The sequence below is a fragment of the Acinetobacter sp. NigerLNRRAM0016 genome (genome assembly GCF_054112845.1).
Window position 1 is genome coordinate 1 of record NZ_JBSYVT010000049.1, and the last position, 19,014, is coordinate 19,014.

Consider the following 19,014-nt stretch of genomic DNA (forward strand, 5'->3'; position numbering starts at 1 on the left):
CTTCCAAAATTCCCCACCCTTATAGCTATTTTGCTGATCTGCGACAACTTTGCGTCTGTTTCTAAGTAATTTTATGATTTTAAAAATAATATTCAGGCTTTGACATCGTAGAGGTCTCCAGTTCGAGTCTGGATATGCCTACCAAATATAGCTGTTAATTCAGCAACTTAAAGCCCACTTCAAAAGTGGGCTTTTTGTTTTGCCTAGATATTTTAAAAAAATTAGAGTCCAAAATTACCACTAGAGAAGAAGAGCAAGGCATTAGGCTCAAATTTCCCTTTAGAGAATTGATTGATCATTCTTGCGAATATATGGGGCAATATAACGAGTTTAGCCTATCAATAGAAGATATAATTTGAGATCGAAAGGATTAAAGAAAATTCACAAAAATGATCAAGTAAAACCAACACGTCCCTTTAGATACAACTATTACAATATGATCGCGAATTCTTATAAGAAAAAATATATCAAATAGTAAAATTAAAAAATAAATTGAAACAATGTTGTGTGTGAAATGTGATCAAATTTGCTTTACAGCCTAATATCAGAATGCTAATAATCATATTGATTTATTTAGAATAAATTAATCACTTAATGGAGACCTAAAGTGATGAATAGAATAGATTTAAAATTAATAAAAAACGGTACAGAAGAAGAGTTAGTTTTAAAAAGTTGTATCGTCGATTCAATAATGATCACCAGTAAAGATGTTAAAACACCAGTAGAGGAGGGGGATTTTCTTCACCATTCATTGCCCGATGGAATTGTTGAAAAGTACCTAGTAGATGAAGTAATTTCAAATAAGAATGAACATCCTCATTACGAGATTTATGTTTCAAAACTGAATTAAATTACTGAATAAAACTGCCCATAATGTTCAGATGATGAAAATTATCTGAACATTTTTTTTTAGAAAAATTTAAAAAGCTTAGAGTTTTGCTCTAAATAAACATATGTATCAGACAACTCCTTATCCTCCTAAATTGCTGGGTAAAACTCTCCATTGTCACACTAGAAGGTTGCCGATCAGGGTATAAAGCTATAGCTAAAACACCTTCAAATGAAATTAATTATGTGAAAAGTGAATCATAAAGGTTAGTTACTTATTGAGAAAAACTTGCATTTAAATGAGGGATGATTAATATGTCTTAGGAGTGATTGAAGTATGATTGACGAAATTTTGACGCAATGGACTTCAAACTCTGCATTTCGGCCAAGGAATTATTGAGGGTCGATGTTCTGAGAAGACCACATACTGGTGGGCTTTTATTTATAAAACTATTACAAAAGGGATTGTTATGTATTTTTTACTGAAAGAAGATTCGCTTCAGGAAGATAGAAAAATATTTGTGACTGGTGGTCTTGGAGCCGATTATCGAGATCCATCAATAACGACCAGATACGTTACGCATAAAATTGAGGAGGCATTGAATTTTAAATCTTCTGAAGATGCGGCCCAGTTTTTATGTGAAGGTTATGTCATTGCAAAACGTGAAAATGATATTTTCATACTCATCTAACCAATAAAAAAAGCTCATCGAAAGATGAGTTTTTTTATTTTAAAATTAGCATTACATGCGTTTGAATTAGTTGAACTCCTAGGATTTCCAGCTTAATAAATATAGTTAATTATCTTTATTTGAGAAAGGAATAGTTTTTTAACTTGCGTGAATATTCATATTTATGCAAAATTGCGACAAATTCGACGCCCTGATAGTGTCTTCAGAGTTTGGTCTGCTTTGGTCCGTAGAGTAGGCCTTTTTTTATGTCGATCCTCTTACACTTAGTGTTTAAATTGAATCTCCACCGTATACGTCATTAGCATAGTGGGAAAGAAGATTAAACTTAAGAATAAGTTACAGGCTCGTATCCTGTATGGGCATTTCAAATTATGGTATAAATTATTTTCTATGACTGCATAACGAGAAGAAGAAAATGTTTTATAAACATGATGATCATTTAATTAATACAGATTTAATCACAAATACACATGTCAATAGAAGCGAATGCTGCGTGTCGATCTTCTTTATGGGGAGATCAGAGGAATTAGTTTTAAATTTTGGCACACAAGCTGGCTTGGATCACTTTTTGCAAGAATTACAGAAATTAAAATGAAACTGTAAATGTTAAAGTTTAATCAATTGGATCGGCTTTATAGAATGGGGAAGTTACAAGCAAATAAATCTAGTATGGTGTGATCGTCGTATAATATAGAAGATATGAGCTAACGATTCGAGAACAAAAAATGACGACTAAAAAATTACATTGGTACATGCTTAATCTGAATTTCTTACAAGATAGCAATCCGATTCCTAAGAATTATGTGGTCTACCTTCCTATGGAAGAAAAGTATGAAAATATTAATGCATCCTTGGTTAAGCAATTTTCAATGTTAGGCAAAGAATGGTTAGAGAATAATGGTCATCCACACATCATGGACATCTTTACTACCAGTATTACTTACTTAGGTTTTATGTCAAATGAAGAGTTTTACGCGGAATAAGATCCTTATTTACAACTATATACAACTTTAGGATGATCCATCTCGGATGAAATGATCAAGAATGTCTTATTTTTTGTAAGTATTTAGTCTTGGGTGATGGATTGAGATATAGATATATATGAATATTGGTATATATTGTTGAATATCTAAAATTACAGACCGTACTGATATGTTCTTAAAGGTAAACGACATCATAGTGAATACAGATCTCATTCAATATATGGAAGTGAAGAGTGATGGTCCTTTTAGTGTAATGATTCACTTTAATGTAGGTAGTATAAAAAGAATAAAATTCAAGGATCTACAAGAACTCAATGTGTTCTTAGGGAAGTTAAATGAAGAAGATCCATCAGGTTTCGTTTATGCGAATGCTGTATAGAGCTAGTAGGAAAAAGCTCACCTATTTCTGGTGGGTTTTCTCATTGAATTAAGTTTAGCTTGTCAGCATTTTAGGTTTGAGAAATAGACTTGTGTTTCATTTGCTCATTTCACAAGTATTGCTAAATATACATGAGGCAGAGTGACTTATGTAAAAAGTAAATAATAAAAATTGATGGCCGATAGGTGAACAATATGAAATGTGTTCACTAATCAAGAAATGAATAAAATGGAACTTTTAGACTAATTTACAATTTTGATCAGGTGCTAGAGTGAACATCAATATTTTCTATATAGTTTGTTGAAAAGCCCTGCAAAAGCGAGGGCTATGAACTATTAATCTTATTTTTTAGAGTAACCAACTATCTTTTATATTGGTATCTATGTACTCCCAAGTTTGCTTAAGCCCTTTTTCATGAAATTTAAGTGTAAATGGTTTGTCTGTAATTATTTCAGTAATATCATTTTTATACGAAATAATAACTTTTGCCATAATCTCTTTTTGATCATTTAAATAAAAGTTAATTTCAGGCTTAGGTTCTTCTACAAAGTAACAATTTTCTGGAAGGAAGACCATGGCTTTGGCTGCATCAATTGCATTCATTCGGTCTCGCTCAGAAAAGAATGTATCAAAATTCATACTGATTACCCCCGATTTTTATCGTTTTCTTTATTTTAAATGATCACTTGAAAAATGATACTTAATTAACATAATTAGACAAAAAAGTTGCATGTGTAACAAATATGGATTATTGTGTTAAGTTGATTTTTTTGAATATTTATTTATTTATCAATGAAATTTTCTATACGCTTATGCTGCTAAATTTATCAAATTTTACCTCCTTAAGTTAAAGCAAATTTGAAAGTGGGTTGTTAGAAAAATTTGGAATGGTCTCGGTTACAATTAATTTATTGTGATTTGCGTCACACTTTTGTATTATTCGATCATATTTTTTCTGGTTCTTATAGGTGGATTATGATCATTTCTGATGGCGAACATGTATTCCCTGAGCGTGCGGATTGTTTTAAAGCTTTCCTCAAGAAATACCTATTTGAACTGGATGGTGAACATTTGCTAGAAGAAAAAACTTTTGTATATGACATTGAAGGTGATGAATTTCTTGAATCTGAGATTCAGTCATTTTATACACTTTGGTCGCCATGCTAAGTAAGCTTCGTTAAACCGCCTATAGGCGGTTTTTTTGTAGAATTTATGAACTTATATAATGAAATATTAAGAATCACTTAGAATTTTAATTGGGATGTGTGAGGCGCTTTAGTGGGGCTTGTTGTAAGGAATCGACTTATATTTTTTCATTAAGCGTGAAAAATAATCCAGATTGATTTTGAACTTGCAATGAAAACTCTAGGGCTTATCTCGTTTAAGTTTAAATCTCCATAAATTTGGACTCATTTTTAATTGAAATCATAAAACTTTTTTGATTACTACATCATTAAAAAAGAAAATATTGTCTTATGCTATATAGAATTTTTTTATCTAACAGACTGATTTTTAGATTATTCCTTTGCTATACTCCCGAAGCTTTTTTATACGTGACAATTTTATGAAATTTAAAATTTTATTTGCTTCGACGATTTTGTTTGGTTCAACCCAATTTGTAGCAGCTATGCCTGTAGATCCTTTATTAGGTTCATGGAAGATTATAGATGATAAAACGGGACATTACATTTCAGAAGTTGCTATTCGTAAAAATTCCAAAACTCAACTGTATAGTGCTTCAATTACAAAATCATATGCATTATCAGGTACGGCGGCTTCAGAAGTGTGCAATAAGTGCTCAGGTACCATGAAAAATAAGTCTCTGTTTGGTCTGGAGATTATGACTAACTTGCAAGAGTCAACAAAGAATAAATTTAATAGTGGAACTTGGGTGAATCCACAGAATGGTATTGTGTATACCATCGGTGCTGATTTGAGTAATACAGGCGACCAGATGAAAGTATTTGGAAAGTCTAAAAGTGATAATTCAACCACGAGTATGACGTGGAAGAAGTTTTAAGAAATCACAATGTCTAAGAAGTTGCAGCTCATATGGGCTGCTTCTTTAAGCATTATTTCCGTAAGTTTTGGTATTACTGTTTGCAACAAGAGCGTTGTGAAATGCAGGGCGTAGTAAGATAAGGTTACTCTGTGTCTATACTGAGATTATATTGCTCACTTTCAACGAAGAATCGTTGTAGTGCGAGTGATCAATTTCATAACTTCTAAAAATAAAATTAATAATGACCAGCTTTATTACATTGCATTTTATGCAACCAAGTTGTTGAGCAGTTCCCGTACTTTACGTATGCGATGATCTTGAAAATCAGCAAGCTCCATACGAAAACTCAAAATGTTGATGGATTGAGTATTAAAGATGCCTTGTCCATTATATTGAATCTCAATGATATATTCATTTTCGTCGCGATCTACAAAAAAGATTTTAGTTGATAGGACGCGTAAACCAGGAAGATAGAAGTTATAGATTCGCTCTAGAATGTTTTTAAAATCTATCAAATGGCAGTCGCAAGGTTGTAATTTACCCTCATAAGACTTTAAAGTTGGCTCAGTCAATACGATCCAAGTTTCTAAATAATTATGCGGATGCCAAATGTGGCCATTGATATTGAACATGAAGTTTGAATCATATTGATATTCAAGTGGAATGGTCATTATTGACTCTCAATTTTTATAAAGTACGGCGGACGTTATATCATAATCATTACAGTTCTCTGTAGGCAGAAAAGTTTTTTCTTTTAATACCTTAGTCTGTGGTGATGTATGCATCACTCAATCGAGTTCAATTTTTTTTAGAATAAGCATAGATCGAATGATGGATTTCGCCTATTTAGAACAAATCAAAATTTAAGATGAAGAGCTGCTAAATAAGATGAAAGTCCTTCAATCCTTGGAAAACATTGTGGCTGATTCTTTATTTCCTGTTCAAGCTTTATCAACTTTTTAAATTACTGCTGTTTAAAAGGAACACACAAGGATGCGGCTATCAAGTTGTGCCTAGAATTAATGAGGTCAAAGATTTCGTAAATATTAACGAGAGATTTTGACTGCTGGTACATTTTTGAAACGATTAGAATGATCAATTTTTCTGTCTTCATATGAGCTTGGAAATTCTGCTTTAGAAGTATTGTTTGGCAGGATATCTCGCTGAAATGCTTGAAAGTCGTTGGATTATTTTTGTTCACTTTGTTAGATTAGCAAATACGCATAACAACAAGGTCATATGATGAAACAATTATTTTTATTTGGGGTCTTGGGTTTGATGATGGGGGCAGCAAATGCAAACCAAACTCAGGAAAATCCGTTACCAATTCAATATGCTGAACCCGCACCGATGGGAGAGCCTGTTCAGGCTCAACCAGTCAAATTAGAGCAAACAAAATACAATACCCAACTACATCAAAGAGGGGCAATTTATCTAGGTTATGCAGGTTCCAATATCGACTCAATCTACCTAGATGAAGATAAAAACCACCATGGTGTAGATATTGGCTATGCCGCTGAATATATTGATAACGTCAATTACGGCGTAGGTTATACGTACCAAGCGTCTTCAGATTGGGAGTATTCCGAAGTTTATGCCAAATTAGGTTATCGTTTTTTTGAACGTAACGCGAATTATGGGGCAACATCTTTAGGGATTGGTTATGTCTGGGGCGATGCTAAAGATTATGATCTCGATACTGAATACTTCTCAGTCCCAATAGAACTTGAGTTTGGGCATTATGTACAGCCTAACTTCGCTATATATGGGACATTAGGTTACAAATGGTTATTCAATCAGGATGTAGACCTGTGTGCGAGCGGAGAGTGTGCATCTGCTGATGGTTTAGATGAATTAGACCTTGATGGTCTGACCTATAAATTAGGGATGAAATATCATTTCTAATAGGCTATCGCATCCTCTACGAAACCCTGCATGTGCAGGGTTTTTGTTTTATTGCATGCTTAGGTCTTAGGGTAATCGTAAGGTGAAGATATTTGGGTAAAAATATAATTATTCAAAAGCCTATGTTTTTATTTCTAGAATAGAATCTCAATTAAAAGCTGAAATTTATTCATGTTAAGCGTTCTTATGCAATTTAATGTGAACCATGAATCATTTTAGTGTATATTTTATCAATAAGTAAAAACTGTACTTTATAATAATGAACAAGCTACTCATCCCATTTTTTATCGTGATGGTTTGCATCTTGGGTTTTAGTGTATACCATGAATCTGAAACTAGACAAAAGCAGGAGATTGATCGTTTAGTGAGCGAAGCACATACTTCACTTCAACAGATTGAAGCTGATGCACATGCAAAAAAAAATTTAATAAAAAAAGATCAATAGCTGTATGAATTCATTTTTGTAATTAAAGATTTAAATTTACTTTTTCTTAATTTTGGAACGCTAAGTCTCTGTAGTTCAAAAAATCTAGAAACAATGAGAAAATCAATATGTTATAATTCCGACCGAATTCAATGAAATGTTTATGTTTTTTATTTAAGTTATTGATTTAAAGAGTATAAATGGTAAGGCTGCATATTTTATGCAGCTTTTTTCGTTTACTCATTGGCTGTATTCCATGTTTCATGTCATGGACTCCCATATTTAGCTTAGAAAAAAGCATCAGATATTTGGCATACCCATTGCTTTAAATTTCGATATTTAAATGGCGAAAAGTTTATTTTTTAGCCTAAGCTCGAATTTTAGCATCATGTTTTTTTACAGGGGCTAGGTCATGACGACTCCTAATCCAGCTTCAGAGAATGTGCTTGAGCGCTTATTTAAGTTAAGTGAAAACAAGACGACATTCCGTACTGAAGTACTTGCAGGTGTAACCACCTTTTTAACCATGTGTTACATCATTATTGTTAATCCAATGATTTTATCCGAAACAGGGATGGATCATGGAGCTGTCTTTGTCGCAACCTGTCTTGCTGCAGCTATTGGCTGTTTAGTGATGGGGATTATTGCGAACTATCCAATTGCTTTAGCACCTGGTATGGGACTTAACGCCTACTTTACCTATTCAGTGTGTATGGGGATGGGCGTGCCATGGCAAACGGCTTTGGCTGCGGTCTTTATGTCTGGCTTAATCTTCATTGCCATTAGCATGTTTAAAATCCGTGAAGCCATTGTGAATGCAATTCCAATGTCACTTAAACTTGCAATTGGTGGTGGTATTGGTCTGTTCTTGGCACTGATTGCATTAAAGAACTCAGGCATTATTGTTGATAATCCAGCAACATTGGTGGGTTTAGGCGATCTTAAGCAACCAACTGTATTGTTGACCTTGTTTGGTTTCTTAATGATTGTGGTGTTGCATCATTTTAAAGTACGCGGTGCGATTATCATCAGTATTTTGGTGTTAACTGCAATTTCGACCTTTATGGGGTTGAGTGAGTTTAAAGGTGTGGTTGGGGAAATTCCTTCAATTGCACCAACATTCTTACAGATGGACTTTGAAGGTTTATTCACGGCCAGCCTAGTTGGTGTTATTTTTGTCTTCTTCTTGGTGGACTTATTTGACTCTACAGGTACCTTGGTTGGTGTTGCACACCGTGCAGGCTTACTTCAAGACGGTAAATTACCACGTTTGAAGAAAGCATTATTTGCTGACTCAACTGCGATTGTTGCTGGTGCTGCCTTAGGTACATCTTCCACTACGCCGTATATTGAATCTTCAGCGGGTGTTGCCGCAGGTGGTCGTACAGGTTTAACTGCCGTTGTGGTTGGCGTGTTATTTATCTTGTGTTTATTTTTAGCACCTTTGGCGCAATCTGTACCTGGTTTTGCTACTGCACCAGCACTCTTATTCGTGGGTGTGTTGATGATTCAGGGTATTACTCATATTGAATGGGATGATATTACTGAAGCTGTTCCAGCATTTTTAACGATCGTATTTATGCCTTTTGCTTACTCAATTGCAGATGGTATTGCGATGGGCTTTATCAGCTACGCATTAATTAAATTATGTACAGGCAAAGCTGCGACAGTTCCATATATGGTGTGGATTGTTGCTGTGCTTTGGGCAGTTAAATTTGCATTTTTTGGTGGTTAATACCCACACCAATTTTAAGGGTGTAAACTTGTTTACACCCTTTTTTCTTTCTGAGGATAAGGTATGAATCAACTTGAGCTCATCCGTGCTTTACCAAAAGCGGAATTACATGTCCATATTGAAGGGACTTTTGAGCCAGAACTGATGTTTGCAATTGCACAACGTAATCAGATTGAAATTCCATACAAATCGGTTGAAGAAGTTAAGCAAGCTTATAATTTTCATAACCTGCAATCTTTCTTAGATATTTATTATGCAGGTGCTAATGTATTGGTACATGAGCAGGACTTTTACGATCTTGCTTGGGCATATTTTGAAAAATGTCATGAAGATCGTGTCATGCATACCGAAATGTTCTTTGATCCGCAAACACATACCGATCGCGGTATTGCATTTGAAACCGTAATTAACGGTTTACAGCGTGCTTGTAATGACGCTAAAGCCAAATATAGTATTAGTTCACATTTGATTATGTGTTTCTTGCGTCATTTAAGTGAAGAAGCAGCATTTGAAACTTTGGCCCAAGCGATGCCATTTAAAGAGCAAATCATTGGCGTAGGACTGGATTCAAGCGAAGTGGGGCATCCACCTTCAAAGTTTGAACGTGTGTTTGCTCAAGCGCGTGAAGCAGGCTTCTTGGTGGTTGCACATGCAGGTGAAGAAGGTCCCGCAGAATACGTATGGGAAGCTTTGGACTTACTGAAAGTGAACCGTATTGACCATGGCGTGCGTTCGGAAGAAGATCCTGTGTTAATGCAACGTTTAATTGCAGAGAAAATGCCATTAACCGTTTGCCCACTCAGCAACTTAAAGCTGTGTGTAGTGGATGATATGGCACAACACAATATTCGTCGTCTATTACAACAGGGCGTGCATGTCACGGTGAATTCAGATGATCCATCCTATTTTGGTGGTTATATGAATGACAACTTTGTTGCGATTACTGAAGCCTTGGCATTGACCAATGAAGAGCTGAAAACGCTCGCACAAAATTCGTTTGAAGCATCTTTTATCAGTGATGCTGAAAAGCAAAAATGGATTGCTGAAATTCAGGCACTGTAAAAATTAGCTTGGAAAAACCGCACCATAATGTGCGGTTTTTTTATTTATATCGTGAAATAAAAGAACTGTAAAAGATTAACCCTGCAATTATTTCGGCTGTCGCGTCATGCTGGTCAGCACAGTATCTTTATCAATAAAATGATGTTTTAAGGCAGCGACCAGATGTCCAACCACCAATAAGCCTGCTGCCCAAGAAAGATAGATGTGCAGAGGTTTTACAATCTCGAGTACATCATAATTTTCTTCAATCAGAGTCGGTAGATTAAACAGATACAGCACAGGGGCGGGGTGACCCGCACTCCAACTGAATAAACAGCCCGTGATGGGTAAGGCAAGTAACATTAAATATAAAGCCAGATGCCCGACATGCGCCAATCCTTTCATCATTGGTGACATGCTATCAGGTAAAGATGGCGCAGGATGTGTATAGCGCCAGAAAATACGAATCACGACCAAAAAGATAATGGTGGTCGCAATATTTTTGTGTAGGGTAATGACATCGCCTTTAAAGCTGCCATCAGTTTCATAGCTTAAAAAATTTCCGCTATAAAAACCAATCAGCCATGCAGCAATAAAAATAATTGCCATGAGCCAGTGTAGAACTTGAGCAGTACGCGTGTAATAGGGGGTTGTATTTTTCATAAAGTATGAAGAAACAGGTCAGAAATTTCCATCATCTTACTGAATTGGAAATAACAAAAATACGCGGAAACTGCAACGAAGCGTATATTTGTTGCAACGCTGAACCGAAGCGAAAGGTCTTTGTTTTTTATTTGTGCAAAGAGCAATGTCTTTAAGCAATTTGGGCTTTTTATTTAGAGTTGATACGGCACAATAGCGCTACTTCAAACCAAGATAAGGGAAACCCTGTGAAAAACCGTTTAGCTGTCTTAGTTCCTGTTGTTTTAGCACTTACAGCATGTGCAACGACTGAAACGACCAATACCACTGCAACAACAACGCAGCAAGTGGGCATGACTGCCATGAAGATTGCCATTAATGCAAAATGTACGACTGAATTAAATAACACACCTGCATGGAAGACGGCGACACAAGTAATGACTGCTGAACAGAAGCAAAGCATTCAAACGGATATTTGTGGTTGTGTTAGTGATAAAGCGCCGCAAAATGTAACGACTGTCGATTTGGCGACAGCTGCGTTAGACCCTGCTGCACGTGCAACGATTGTCACCAATGTAGTAACCAAAACCATTCAGAGCTGTGTGGCTGAAGCAGTCAATAAATAAGTGCGAGAAGCTAGGGATCTCCTAGCTTTTTTCTTGAATATTTTTTTGTATATTTGGCAAAATTTGCTCTATATTGAATTGAATAATAAATAACCTTCACAAATGACGAACTAAAGATAAGGGTTGCATAATGATGAAAAAACTTAAATTTTTGATGTGTTTATCTGGAATGGTGCTGTTGTCGGCATGTGCATCTTCTCCCATGTCTGGCTCAGATTCAGATGGTATTTCAGTGATTCGAATGGCATCCAACCAAAAATGTATGGATGAAATTGAAAATAATCCAACTTGGATGGTGAGTAGCAAATTACTATCCGAAGATCAAAAGCAGAAGAAAAAACGCGAAGTCTGCAAATGTGTAGGTGATAATGCGCCTAAAATGTTGTCCAAAGAGCAGCTGGCATTGGCTGCCATCGACTCTAAAGCCAAAGATGCCTATGCTGCTTTAGCAACCACAAAAACTTCAGCAGTATGTGCATCTGAAATGTTAAACTAAGCAGATTAAATTAATGATGATTTTTAAAATGGCTGATAATTCAGCCATTTTTTATGAGAGTAAGACATGCGAGTAGCTGGTGTAGATGAAGCAGGGCGTGGCCCTTTGGTGGGTTCAGTTGTTGCTGCTGCCGTAATCCTAGATCCCAACAACCCAATCGAAGGTTTAAATGACTCCAAGAAACTGACTGAGAAAAAGCGTGAAAAGCTTTTCTTGGAAATTCAGGAAAAGGCTTTGGCATGGTCGATTGCAGATGCTAGTCACGAAGAAATTGATGACATTAATATTCTACAAGCGTCATTGCTGGCAATGCGTCGTGCTGTAGAAGCATTACACATTCAACCCGAGCATGTCTTGGTGGATGGCAATAAAATTCCTCAAGGTCTAACGGTGAGCTGCGATGCTGTTGTTGGCGGAGATGCGCTACATGTTGAAATCTCAGCAGCAAGTATCTTGGCCAAAGTCACGCGTGATCGTGAAATGGTTGCACTGGATCAGAAGTATCCACAGTATGGATTTGCCAAGCATAAAGGCTATCCAACCAAAGCACATTTTGAAGCCATTGCTGAACATGGTGTCATTACTGAGCATCGCCGTAGTTATGCACCTGTAAAGAAGGCATTAGAACAATTGGCTTAAGCCCTAAAAATTTAAAGCGGCTTAGAAAAGCCGCTTTAGGAGATAACGTTTAATTTTAACGATTAAAGTTATTCTGGGAGTAATTATCTTCTTCAAATGAAGGCTGATAATCTTGATCGAGATGTTGAAGGTGTTCGTGCATCGCACGTTCATGTTGAATGCGCTGATAGATTTCTTCGCGATGAACTGATACTTCTTTTGGAGCATTCACGCCAATACGAACTTGGTTGCCTTTAACGCCAAGCACAGTAACACTGACTTGATCCCCAATCATTAATGTTTCTCCGACACGTCGGGTCAGAATCAGCATGTTTATCTCCTTGCAAAATGCTAAACCTGCATTGATTAAAAAGTTAAAAAAACACAACCTTGGTAATAAAGAAAATTTCAACAGAACTTATAGGCTTATAAATTGAGTACTTATAGAATTCTGTGGAAATTTACCAAAACGCCTCTAGGCTAATATAACAGAGCCACTATAGAAAAAACTATAGTGGCTCTGTATTTTTGTTGGAATTTGAAAAATTATCTATTGAAAAATTTTCAACTTTCCGAATTAAGCACGCGCGCTTGATTCACCGTGTTCACGGTCTAAGCCAAATGCTGTGTGTAAACAACGCACTGCAAGCTCTAAATAGTTTTCTTCAATCAGTACAGAAATCTTAATTTCTGATGTTGAAATCATCAAAATATTAATGCTTTCATCTGCCAATGCAGTGAACATTTTGCTCGCTACACCTGCATGTGAGCGCATACCTACACCCACGATTGAAACTTTAACGATATCATCACGAGTTACAACTTCGCAGCCTTCAATGCTGCTTGCTGTTTGCTCTAAAATTGCTTTCGCTTTAGCCAAGTCAGTACGGTTTACTGTAAAAGTAAAATCAGTCGTACCATCTTCTTCTACGTTTTGAATAATCATATCCACTTCGATGTTGGCATTACTGATTGGCGATAAGATTTTAGATGCGATTCCTGGTTCATCAGGAACACCCAAGATAGTGAGTTTTGCTTCGTCGCGGTTAAATGCAATACCTGCAATGATTGGTTGTTCCATATCGTCTTCTGCCTCAGTCGTAATTAATGTGCCTACGTTTTGTTTGAAATCTTCATCAAATGCACCATCATCGTCATTATCAAAACTTGATAATACGCGTAGTGGAACTTGATATTTACCAGCGAATTCAACAGAGCGGATTTGTAAAACTTTTGAGCCTAAAGATGCCATTTCTAGCATTTCTTCAAAAGAGATACGGTCAACTTTTTTCGCTTTTGGTGCAACGCGTGGGTCAGTGGTATAAACGCCATCTACATCAGTATAGATTTGGCATTCATCTGCTTTCAGCGCAGCTGCCAGTGCTACCCCAGAAGTATCTGAGCCACCACGGCCTAAAGTTGTGGTGTTGCCATCGGCATCAAAGCCTTGGAAACCAGCAACGACAATGACACGACCTGCATCTAAGTGCTCAGTCATTACGTCAGTATCAATCGATTCAATACGTGCTTTGGTAAACGCGCTGTCCGTTTTAATACCAACTTGGCGACCAGTGAGTGACTTAGCTTCAACGCCAATTGAATTGAGCGCCATCGCTAACATGGAAATCGTTACTTGTTCACCCGTTGAAACCATTTGGTCAAGTTCGCGTGGGTCAGGGGTGTCCGTAATGGCTTTCGCGAGAGCTAATAAGCGGTTTGTTTCACCACTCATTGCTGATACTACAACCACTACCTTGTGGCCGTGGTCATGCCAGCGCTTCACACGACGAGCAACATTTAAAATGCGCTCGGGGGTACCCATAGAAGTACCGCCATATTTTTGAACGATTAATGCCATAGTTGTTCCATATAAGCCATGACCCTGAAGTGCCAATCAGGGTCAGTTACACAAAAGGTGAAGTTTTATTTTGCTTCAAGCCAAGCAGTTAAATCTGCCATCACTTGTGCAAACTTCTCGTTTAGTGGCGCGCCACCTTGTGCCAAGTCAGGTTTACCACCACCTTTACCACCTAGCTCAGTTGCCAAGTGTTTGATGATGTCACCCGCTTTAATAGAAGCAGTAAAGTCTTTAGCTACAGATGCAATCAAGCTAACCTTGTCACCCTCTACACCTGCAAGAACAATGACTGCGTTTTCTAATTTTGATTTCACACCGTCGTGCAGGTTACGTAGTGCTTTCGCATCCATACCCTGAACAGTCGTGATTAATGTCTTACGACCTGCAAGCTCTTGAACCTGACTTAAAAGTTCACCGGCTTGTAGGCTAGCAAGTTTTTGGTTCAGCTGTTCGATCTGTTTTTGTAATTGATGCGCAGTGTCCACCACAGCTTCAACTTTTTCGACTGTTTGATGGTTCTGTGCTTTTAACAAACCATTGATGTATTGAACATCACGATCGACTTTCTGTACGGCTTCAACAGCTTTAGTACCAGTTACCGCTTCAATACGACGTACACCTGCTGCTACACCACCTTCAGAAGTGATTTTAAACAGACCGATGTCACCAGTACGTTTCACATGAATACCACCACACAGTTCGATTGAGAAGTTTTTCTCGTCAATCACTGAACCCATAGACAATACGCGAACTTCTTCACCGTATTTCTCACCGAACAGCATCATCGCACCTTTGGCTTTTGCAGATTCGATGTCGAGCAGTTCAGTCGTAACTGGAGTATTGGCAATTACTTCAGCATTGACAAGACGTTCAATTTCTTGCAACTGTTCGAAAGTCACAGGCTGATCGTTAGCAAAGTCGAAACGTAATACGTCAGAAGCAACCAATGAACCTTTTTGTTGTACGTGTGAACCCAGGATTTGACGTAGGGCAGCGTGTAGCAAGTGAGTTGCAGAGTGGTTACGAGCAGTTGCAGCACGAATCTCGGCTTTAACCGTTGCTTCAACGTTTTGAGTAACTTTCAGGTTACCCATAGTCACGATACCTTGGTGAACGAACGCACCACCAGATTTCTTGGTATCTTGAACTTCGAAAATACCAGTATCGTTTTTGAAGATACCTGTGTCACCAATCTGACCACCGCTTTCTGCGTAGAATGGCGTTTGATCCAGTACGATGAGGGCTTCATCACCTTCAACCACTTCGTCAACTTGTTCGCCATCTTTATACAAGGCAATAATTTGACCTTGACCAGCAGTCGCATCGTAACCGTCGAATTGAGTTTCGCCTTCAACTTGAACAACGCTGTTGTAGTCAATTGCGAATTTACCTGCATCACGCGCACGTTGGCGTTGTGCAGCCATTTCAACTTCAAAGCCCGCTTCATCAATGGTTAAATCACGTTCACGTGCGATGTCAGCGGTTAAGTCTGTTGGGAAGCCGTAAGTGTCGTAAAGTTTGAAGACCACTTCACCTGGAATTACAGAGCCTTTTAGTTGAGCTAATTCACCTTCAAGCAATTTCAAGCCTTGCTCTAAAGTTTTAGCAAATTGCTCTTCTTCTTTAAGCAGTTGCGCTTCAATACGCGCCTTTTGTGCTTCAAGTTCTGGATATGCAGCACCCATCACTTCAATTAAAGGTTGCAACATTTTGTGGAAGAACGAACCAGTTGCACCGAGCTTGTTACCATGACGTACCGCACGACGAATGATACGACGCAGTACATAACCACGACCTTCATTTGAAGGGTTTACACCATCTGCAATCAAGAAGCAGCAAGAACGCGCATGGTCCGCAACGACTTTAAGTGAAGCAGGGTACTGAACAGGCGTACCTTTTTCTTTGGCTTCAGCTTCTAGTGCCGTGGTATCTAAACCAATAATTTCAGCCGCAGCTTTTAACAGGTGCTGGAATAAATCAATTTCGTAGTTCGAGTTTACGTGTTGTAGAACTGCTGAAATACGTTCCAAGCCCATGCCTGTATCAACAGAAGGTGCTGGAAGAGGATGAAGTACGCCATCTGCAGTACGGTTAAACTGCATGAAAACGTTGTTCCAAATTTCAATGAAACGGTCGCCATCTTCTTCAGGAGTACCTGGTAAACCACCCCAAATGTGGTCGCCATGGTCAAAGAAGATTTCTGAACATGGACCACAAGGACCTGTGTCACCCATTGCCCAGAAGTTGTCAGATGCGTATTGACCGCCTTTGTTGTCACCAATACGGATGATACGGCTGGCATCTAGACCAATCTCTTTGTTCCAGATCTCAAATGCTTCATCATCGGTGTGGTAAACCGTTGCATACAATTTGTCTTTAGGCAGTGCTAACCAGTTGTCGCCAGTTAGGAATTCCCAAGCGAATTTGATTGCATCACGTTTGAAGTAGTCACCAAAAGAGAAGTTACCTAACATTTCAAAGAAGGTATGGTGACGCGCGGTATAGCCGACGTTGTCTAAGTCATTGTGTTTACCGCCAGCACGGACACATTTTTGTGACGTTGTCGCACGTACATAATCGCGCTTTTCTAGACCTAAGAAACAGTCTTTAAACTGGTTCATACCAGCATTTGTAAATAATAATGTTGGGTCGTTGGCTGGAACCAGAGAACTCGACGCGACACGTGTATGCCCTTGCGATTCAAAATAGCTTAAAAAAGCTTCGCGAATTTCAGCGGATGTCATAAAACGAGTACTCACAACCAAGTCACTCCATAAATCTCGAATTTGGCTAAATGTATTGTTTATCGGGGTTTTCACATCCCCTACAAAAATACAGGCTTAATTTTTTAAAACGCCAAATTATAACGGAAAAAGCCCCATGCACCAATCACTTTACTATGAATTAATGACAAAACTATGGAATTGTAAGTCATCCTTTAGTATGTATTTATTTTCAGTAAATAAACTTCTGCAGAATTGCTTCAAGTAATCTCTGCATGAGAAACCAGTAGTGTAAAGCTGATTTTGCTGCATATTTTTTAAAATTGTTGTCACAGAATGAATTTTCTCGGGCTTTTGTACGAAAACAGCTTGGATAAAGTGCAAAATCCATTAACATAAGGCAGCGTAAATTAAGGTTTCATATAAAGGAAAAGTCATGCAAAAGGTGGCGATTAATGGATTTGGTCGAATTGGTCGTAATGTTTTACGCGCTTGGTTCGAAAATCCTAAAGATTTCCATTTTGAGATCGTGGCAATCAACGATATTGCAGATGTAGAAACCTTAATTCATCTGTTTAAGTACGATAGTACCCATGGTCGTTTCAAGGGCAAGGTTGAACTTGAACATGAAGATGATCAGATTTATATGCATGTCCATGCGGGGCTTGCTAGTTTAAGAGTGCAAGTCTTGTGTCAAGCTGAGCCAGCGCAATTGCCATGGCAACAATTAAATGTTGATGTGGTGTTGGAATGTACTGGCTTGTTCCGTTCGCATGAAGCTGCAATGCGTCATGTTCAGGCTGGAGCAAAGCGCGTGATTATTGGCGCTGCACCATTTGATACCGTAGATGCCGCGATTGTGTATGGCGTTAATCACCATGAGGTAAAGGCAGCGGATCAAATTATTTCCAGTGTGTCGTGTACTACACAGGCGTTGGTGCCATTGGTCAAAATCATTGATGATGCCTTTGGTATTCAAACTGCATTGATGACCGAAATTCATGCGGTTACTGCCGATCAGTCGGTGTTGGATCACGCACATCGAGATTTGAGACGTGCACGTGCATCGGGGCAAAATATTATTCCAACCACATCTTCAGCGCTTGGGGCATTAAAACAGGTCATGCCGAAAATGGATGGGCGTATTGATGGTTATTCAATTCGTGTACCCACCATTAATGTTGCTGCGATTGATTTAACCTTTTTGTCACAGTCTCCGATCACCGCACATAAAATTAATGAAGTGCTAATTCGTGCAGCGGAAAGTGATTATGCCGAAATTATGCAGGTCACGGATGAGGCTTTGGTGTCTAGTGACTTCAATCATTCCCCATATTCATTAATTGTTGATTTAAGTCAGACCATGGTGGTGGGACATCAGGCCAAAGTCTTCGCTTGGTATGATAATGAATGGGGCTATGCAAACCGCTTATTGGACCTGTGTGAATCCTTTGTTTAATGTATAAAGCACCTTACTTGATTGAAAATAAGGTGCTGTATTTGTTATTCGTCTGCTTCCGCTTCGTTTAAAAAGCCTTCTTTAATTTCTGCGGGTAGGCCTTCATGCCACCATGTGTAGATTTCAGCCTTAATGTTGAGATCTTCGTCTGGGTCATTGAATGGTTCATCATCTTTACGAATCAGCTCATCACCTTCGAACTTTAGCCAGAATTCCCAAGGGTCGTCATCTCCGCAGCCCCAAGCTTGAACTTGCAGTTCAGGACTGAGGCTTTTAAGGAAGAACAGAATGGCTTCCATAATGTCATCGCCTGACGAACCGTGTACAAAATGCAGAATGCTATAGCCCGCAAGTCGATAGGCAGTTTCTGGAGCCAGATCGTATTCCATTTGATCGACCTGATCTAACAGCTCTTGGGCAAGTTCAATGCCATATTCAGCGTTTATTGCGCCTGCTAATTGCAGAAAGGTCACGGGATTGTCCTGATGTTGCTGGAACAGTTGATCAATACGTTCCATAACGGAGGTATCAGGGTGGTGATAGTACAAATTGCTATGTAGTTCCATAATGATGATCCAAATGATTCTTTTAAGTTGAATAGTT

Annotated in this window: 19 protein-coding genes; 12 read left to right on the forward strand and 7 right to left on the reverse strand. The window is 38.1% G+C overall.

The genetic code is table 11. From position 1 onward, the window contains the following. Positions 1-610 precede the first annotated feature (610 nt). The 3 genes from ACWQ4X_RS17750 to ACWQ4X_RS17760 all read left to right on the forward strand — a co-directional run bounded on the left by ACWQ4X_RS17750 (position 611) and on the right by ACWQ4X_RS17760 (position 2,503). A complete protein-coding gene (locus tag ACWQ4X_RS17750) occupies positions 611-850 on the forward strand; it encodes a hypothetical protein (protein ID WP_457904529.1) in 240 nt (79 codons plus the stop codon). Between the two features lie 448 nt (positions 851-1,298). Beyond that, a complete protein-coding gene (locus ACWQ4X_RS17755) occupies positions 1,299-1,520 on the forward strand; it encodes a hypothetical protein (RefSeq protein ID WP_457904530.1) in 222 nt (73 codons plus the stop codon). A gap of 725 nt (positions 1,521-2,245) precedes the next feature. Next, complete coding sequence (locus ACWQ4X_RS17760) at positions 2,246-2,503, forward strand: hypothetical protein (RefSeq protein WP_457904531.1); 258 nt, start codon at positions 2,246-2,248, stop codon at positions 2,501-2,503. 727 nt (positions 2,504-3,230) lie between these two features. On the opposite strand, the gene ACWQ4X_RS17765 is transcribed toward ACWQ4X_RS17760, so the two are convergent. Continuing rightward, on the reverse strand, positions 3,231-3,521 hold the full coding sequence (locus ACWQ4X_RS17765) for a hypothetical protein (protein ID WP_158293841.1): 291 nt from the start codon (positions 3,519-3,521) through the stop codon (positions 3,231-3,233). Between the two features lie 336 nt (positions 3,522-3,857). Here ACWQ4X_RS17765 and ACWQ4X_RS17770 point away from each other — a divergent pair, with 336 nt between their 5' ends. Next, positions 3,858-4,049, forward strand: coding sequence for a hypothetical protein (locus tag ACWQ4X_RS17770; protein WP_457904532.1), 192 nt, complete (start codon positions 3,858-3,860; stop codon positions 4,047-4,049). A 397-nt stretch (positions 4,050-4,446) separates the two neighbouring features. After that, positions 4,447-4,902, forward strand: a complete 456-nt coding sequence (locus ACWQ4X_RS17775; protein ID WP_457904533.1) for a DUF2147 domain-containing protein — start codon at positions 4,447-4,449, stop codon at positions 4,900-4,902. Positions 4,903-5,150: 248 nt separating this feature from the next. On the opposite strand, the gene ACWQ4X_RS17780 is transcribed toward ACWQ4X_RS17775, so the two are convergent. Further along, positions 5,151-5,555 carry a hypothetical protein gene (locus ACWQ4X_RS17780; RefSeq protein ID WP_457904534.1) on the reverse strand — a complete coding sequence of 135 codons (405 nt, stop codon included), beginning with the start codon at positions 5,553-5,555 and terminating at the stop codon, positions 5,151-5,153. A gap of 571 nt (positions 5,556-6,126) precedes the next feature. Between ACWQ4X_RS17780 and ACWQ4X_RS17785 the strand changes: the two genes are divergently transcribed. From ACWQ4X_RS17785 to ACWQ4X_RS17795, 3 genes are all read left to right on the forward strand, one after another. Then, a complete protein-coding gene (locus ACWQ4X_RS17785; RefSeq protein ID WP_457904535.1) occupies positions 6,127-6,789 on the forward strand; it encodes a hypothetical protein in 663 nt (220 codons plus the stop codon). Positions 6,790-7,625: 836 nt separating this feature from the next. Beyond that, positions 7,626-8,948 carry an NCS2 family permease gene (locus ACWQ4X_RS17790; RefSeq protein WP_457904536.1) on the forward strand — a complete coding sequence of 441 codons (1,323 nt, stop codon included), beginning with the start codon at positions 7,626-7,628 and terminating at the stop codon, positions 8,946-8,948. Positions 8,949-9,011: 63 nt separating this feature from the next. Further along, positions 9,012-10,010, forward strand: coding sequence for an adenosine deaminase (locus ACWQ4X_RS17795; RefSeq protein ID WP_457904537.1), 999 nt, complete (start codon positions 9,012-9,014; stop codon positions 10,008-10,010). Between the two features lie 87 nt (positions 10,011-10,097). On the opposite strand, the gene ACWQ4X_RS17800 is transcribed toward ACWQ4X_RS17795, so the two are convergent. Beyond that, positions 10,098-10,652, reverse strand: coding sequence for a cytochrome b (locus tag ACWQ4X_RS17800; RefSeq protein WP_100242680.1), 555 nt, complete (start codon positions 10,650-10,652; stop codon positions 10,098-10,100). 227 nt (positions 10,653-10,879) lie between these two features. Between ACWQ4X_RS17800 and ACWQ4X_RS17805 the strand changes: the two genes are divergently transcribed. The 3 genes from ACWQ4X_RS17805 to rnhB all read left to right on the forward strand — a co-directional run bounded on the left by ACWQ4X_RS17805 (position 10,880) and on the right by rnhB (position 12,392). Next, entirely contained in the window at positions 10,880-11,257 is a 378-nt protein-coding gene (locus tag ACWQ4X_RS17805; RefSeq protein ID WP_142768344.1) for a hypothetical protein, read from the forward strand. 130 nt (positions 11,258-11,387) lie between these two features. Beyond that, complete coding sequence (locus ACWQ4X_RS17810) at positions 11,388-11,753, forward strand: hypothetical protein (RefSeq protein ID WP_457904538.1); 366 nt, start codon at positions 11,388-11,390, stop codon at positions 11,751-11,753. Positions 11,754-11,819: 66 nt separating this feature from the next. Continuing rightward, the gene (gene rnhB, locus ACWQ4X_RS17815; protein ID WP_457904539.1) at positions 11,820-12,392 is read left to right on the forward strand and encodes a ribonuclease HII; all 573 of its coding nucleotides are present in this window, start codon (positions 11,820-11,822) and stop codon (positions 12,390-12,392) included. A gap of 55 nt (positions 12,393-12,447) precedes the next feature. Here the strand turns inward: rnhB and csrA are convergent, their stop codons facing one another. The 3 genes from csrA to alaS form a co-directional block, all read right to left on the reverse strand. Next, on the reverse strand, positions 12,448-12,702 hold the full coding sequence (gene csrA, locus ACWQ4X_RS17820; protein WP_016166582.1) for a carbon storage regulator CsrA: 255 nt from the start codon (positions 12,700-12,702) through the stop codon (positions 12,448-12,450). Between the two features lie 246 nt (positions 12,703-12,948). Next, positions 12,949-14,229 (reverse strand): aspartate kinase, encoded by a 1,281-nt coding sequence (locus ACWQ4X_RS17825; protein WP_016166581.1) that lies wholly within the window; start codon positions 14,227-14,229, stop codon positions 12,949-12,951. Between the two features lie 65 nt (positions 14,230-14,294). Continuing rightward, entirely contained in the window at positions 14,295-16,988 is a 2,694-nt protein-coding gene (alaS, locus tag ACWQ4X_RS17830; RefSeq protein WP_457904540.1) for an alanine--tRNA ligase, read from the reverse strand. A gap of 400 nt (positions 16,989-17,388) precedes the next feature. Between alaS and gap the strand changes: the two genes are divergently transcribed. Then, positions 17,389-18,411: a type I glyceraldehyde-3-phosphate dehydrogenase gene (gene gap, locus ACWQ4X_RS17835; RefSeq protein WP_161934250.1), complete on the forward strand. Its 1,023-nt coding sequence runs from the start codon at positions 17,389-17,391 to the stop codon at positions 18,409-18,411. A gap of 44 nt (positions 18,412-18,455) precedes the next feature. Here the strand turns inward: gap and ACWQ4X_RS17840 are convergent, their stop codons facing one another. Next, positions 18,456-18,977, reverse strand: coding sequence for a hypothetical protein (locus tag ACWQ4X_RS17840; RefSeq protein ID WP_457904541.1), 522 nt, complete (start codon positions 18,975-18,977; stop codon positions 18,456-18,458). Positions 18,978-19,014 lie beyond the last annotated feature (37 nt).

Excerpts from the sequence above, each read along its gene's own strand:
- ACWQ4X_RS17750 (WP_457904529.1), top strand. The coding sequence starts at position 611 with ATGAATAGAATAGATTTAAAATTAATAAAAAACGGTACAGAAGAAGAG.
- ACWQ4X_RS17755 (WP_457904530.1), top strand. The coding sequence starts at position 1,299 with ATGTATTTTTTACTGAAAGAAGATTCGCTTCAGGAAGATAGAAAAATA.
- ACWQ4X_RS17760 (WP_457904531.1), top strand. The coding sequence starts at position 2,246 with ATGACGACTAAAAAATTACATTGGTACATGCTTAATCTGAATTTCTTA.
- ACWQ4X_RS17765 (WP_158293841.1), bottom strand. The coding sequence starts at position 3,521 with ATGAATTTTGATACATTCTTTTCTGAGCGAGACCGAATGAATGCAATT.
- ACWQ4X_RS17770 (WP_457904532.1), top strand. The coding sequence starts at position 3,858 with ATGATCATTTCTGATGGCGAACATGTATTCCCTGAGCGTGCGGATTGT.
- ACWQ4X_RS17775 (WP_457904533.1), top strand. The coding sequence starts at position 4,447 with ATGAAATTTAAAATTTTATTTGCTTCGACGATTTTGTTTGGTTCAACC.
- ACWQ4X_RS17780 (WP_457904534.1), bottom strand. The coding sequence starts at position 5,555 with ATGACCATTCCACTTGAATATCAATATGATTCAAACTTCATGTTCAAT.
- ACWQ4X_RS17785 (WP_457904535.1), top strand. The coding sequence starts at position 6,127 with ATGAAACAATTATTTTTATTTGGGGTCTTGGGTTTGATGATGGGGGCA.
- ACWQ4X_RS17790 (WP_457904536.1), top strand. The coding sequence starts at position 7,626 with ATGACGACTCCTAATCCAGCTTCAGAGAATGTGCTTGAGCGCTTATTT.
- ACWQ4X_RS17795 (WP_457904537.1), top strand. The coding sequence starts at position 9,012 with ATGAATCAACTTGAGCTCATCCGTGCTTTACCAAAAGCGGAATTACAT.
- ACWQ4X_RS17800 (WP_100242680.1), bottom strand. The coding sequence starts at position 10,652 with ATGAAAAATACAACCCCCTATTACACGCGTACTGCTCAAGTTCTACAC.
- ACWQ4X_RS17810 (WP_457904538.1), top strand. The coding sequence starts at position 11,388 with ATGATGAAAAAACTTAAATTTTTGATGTGTTTATCTGGAATGGTGCTG.
- rnhB (WP_457904539.1), top strand. The coding sequence starts at position 11,820 with ATGCGAGTAGCTGGTGTAGATGAAGCAGGGCGTGGCCCTTTGGTGGGT.
- csrA (WP_016166582.1), bottom strand. The coding sequence starts at position 12,702 with ATGCTGATTCTGACCCGACGTGTCGGAGAAACATTAATGATTGGGGAT.
- ACWQ4X_RS17825 (WP_016166581.1), bottom strand. The coding sequence starts at position 14,229 with ATGGCATTAATCGTTCAAAAATATGGCGGTACTTCTATGGGTACCCCC.
- gap (WP_161934250.1), top strand. The coding sequence starts at position 17,389 with ATGCAAAAGGTGGCGATTAATGGATTTGGTCGAATTGGTCGTAATGTT.
- ACWQ4X_RS17840 (WP_457904541.1), bottom strand. The coding sequence starts at position 18,977 with ATGGAACTACATAGCAATTTGTACTATCACCACCCTGATACCTCCGTT.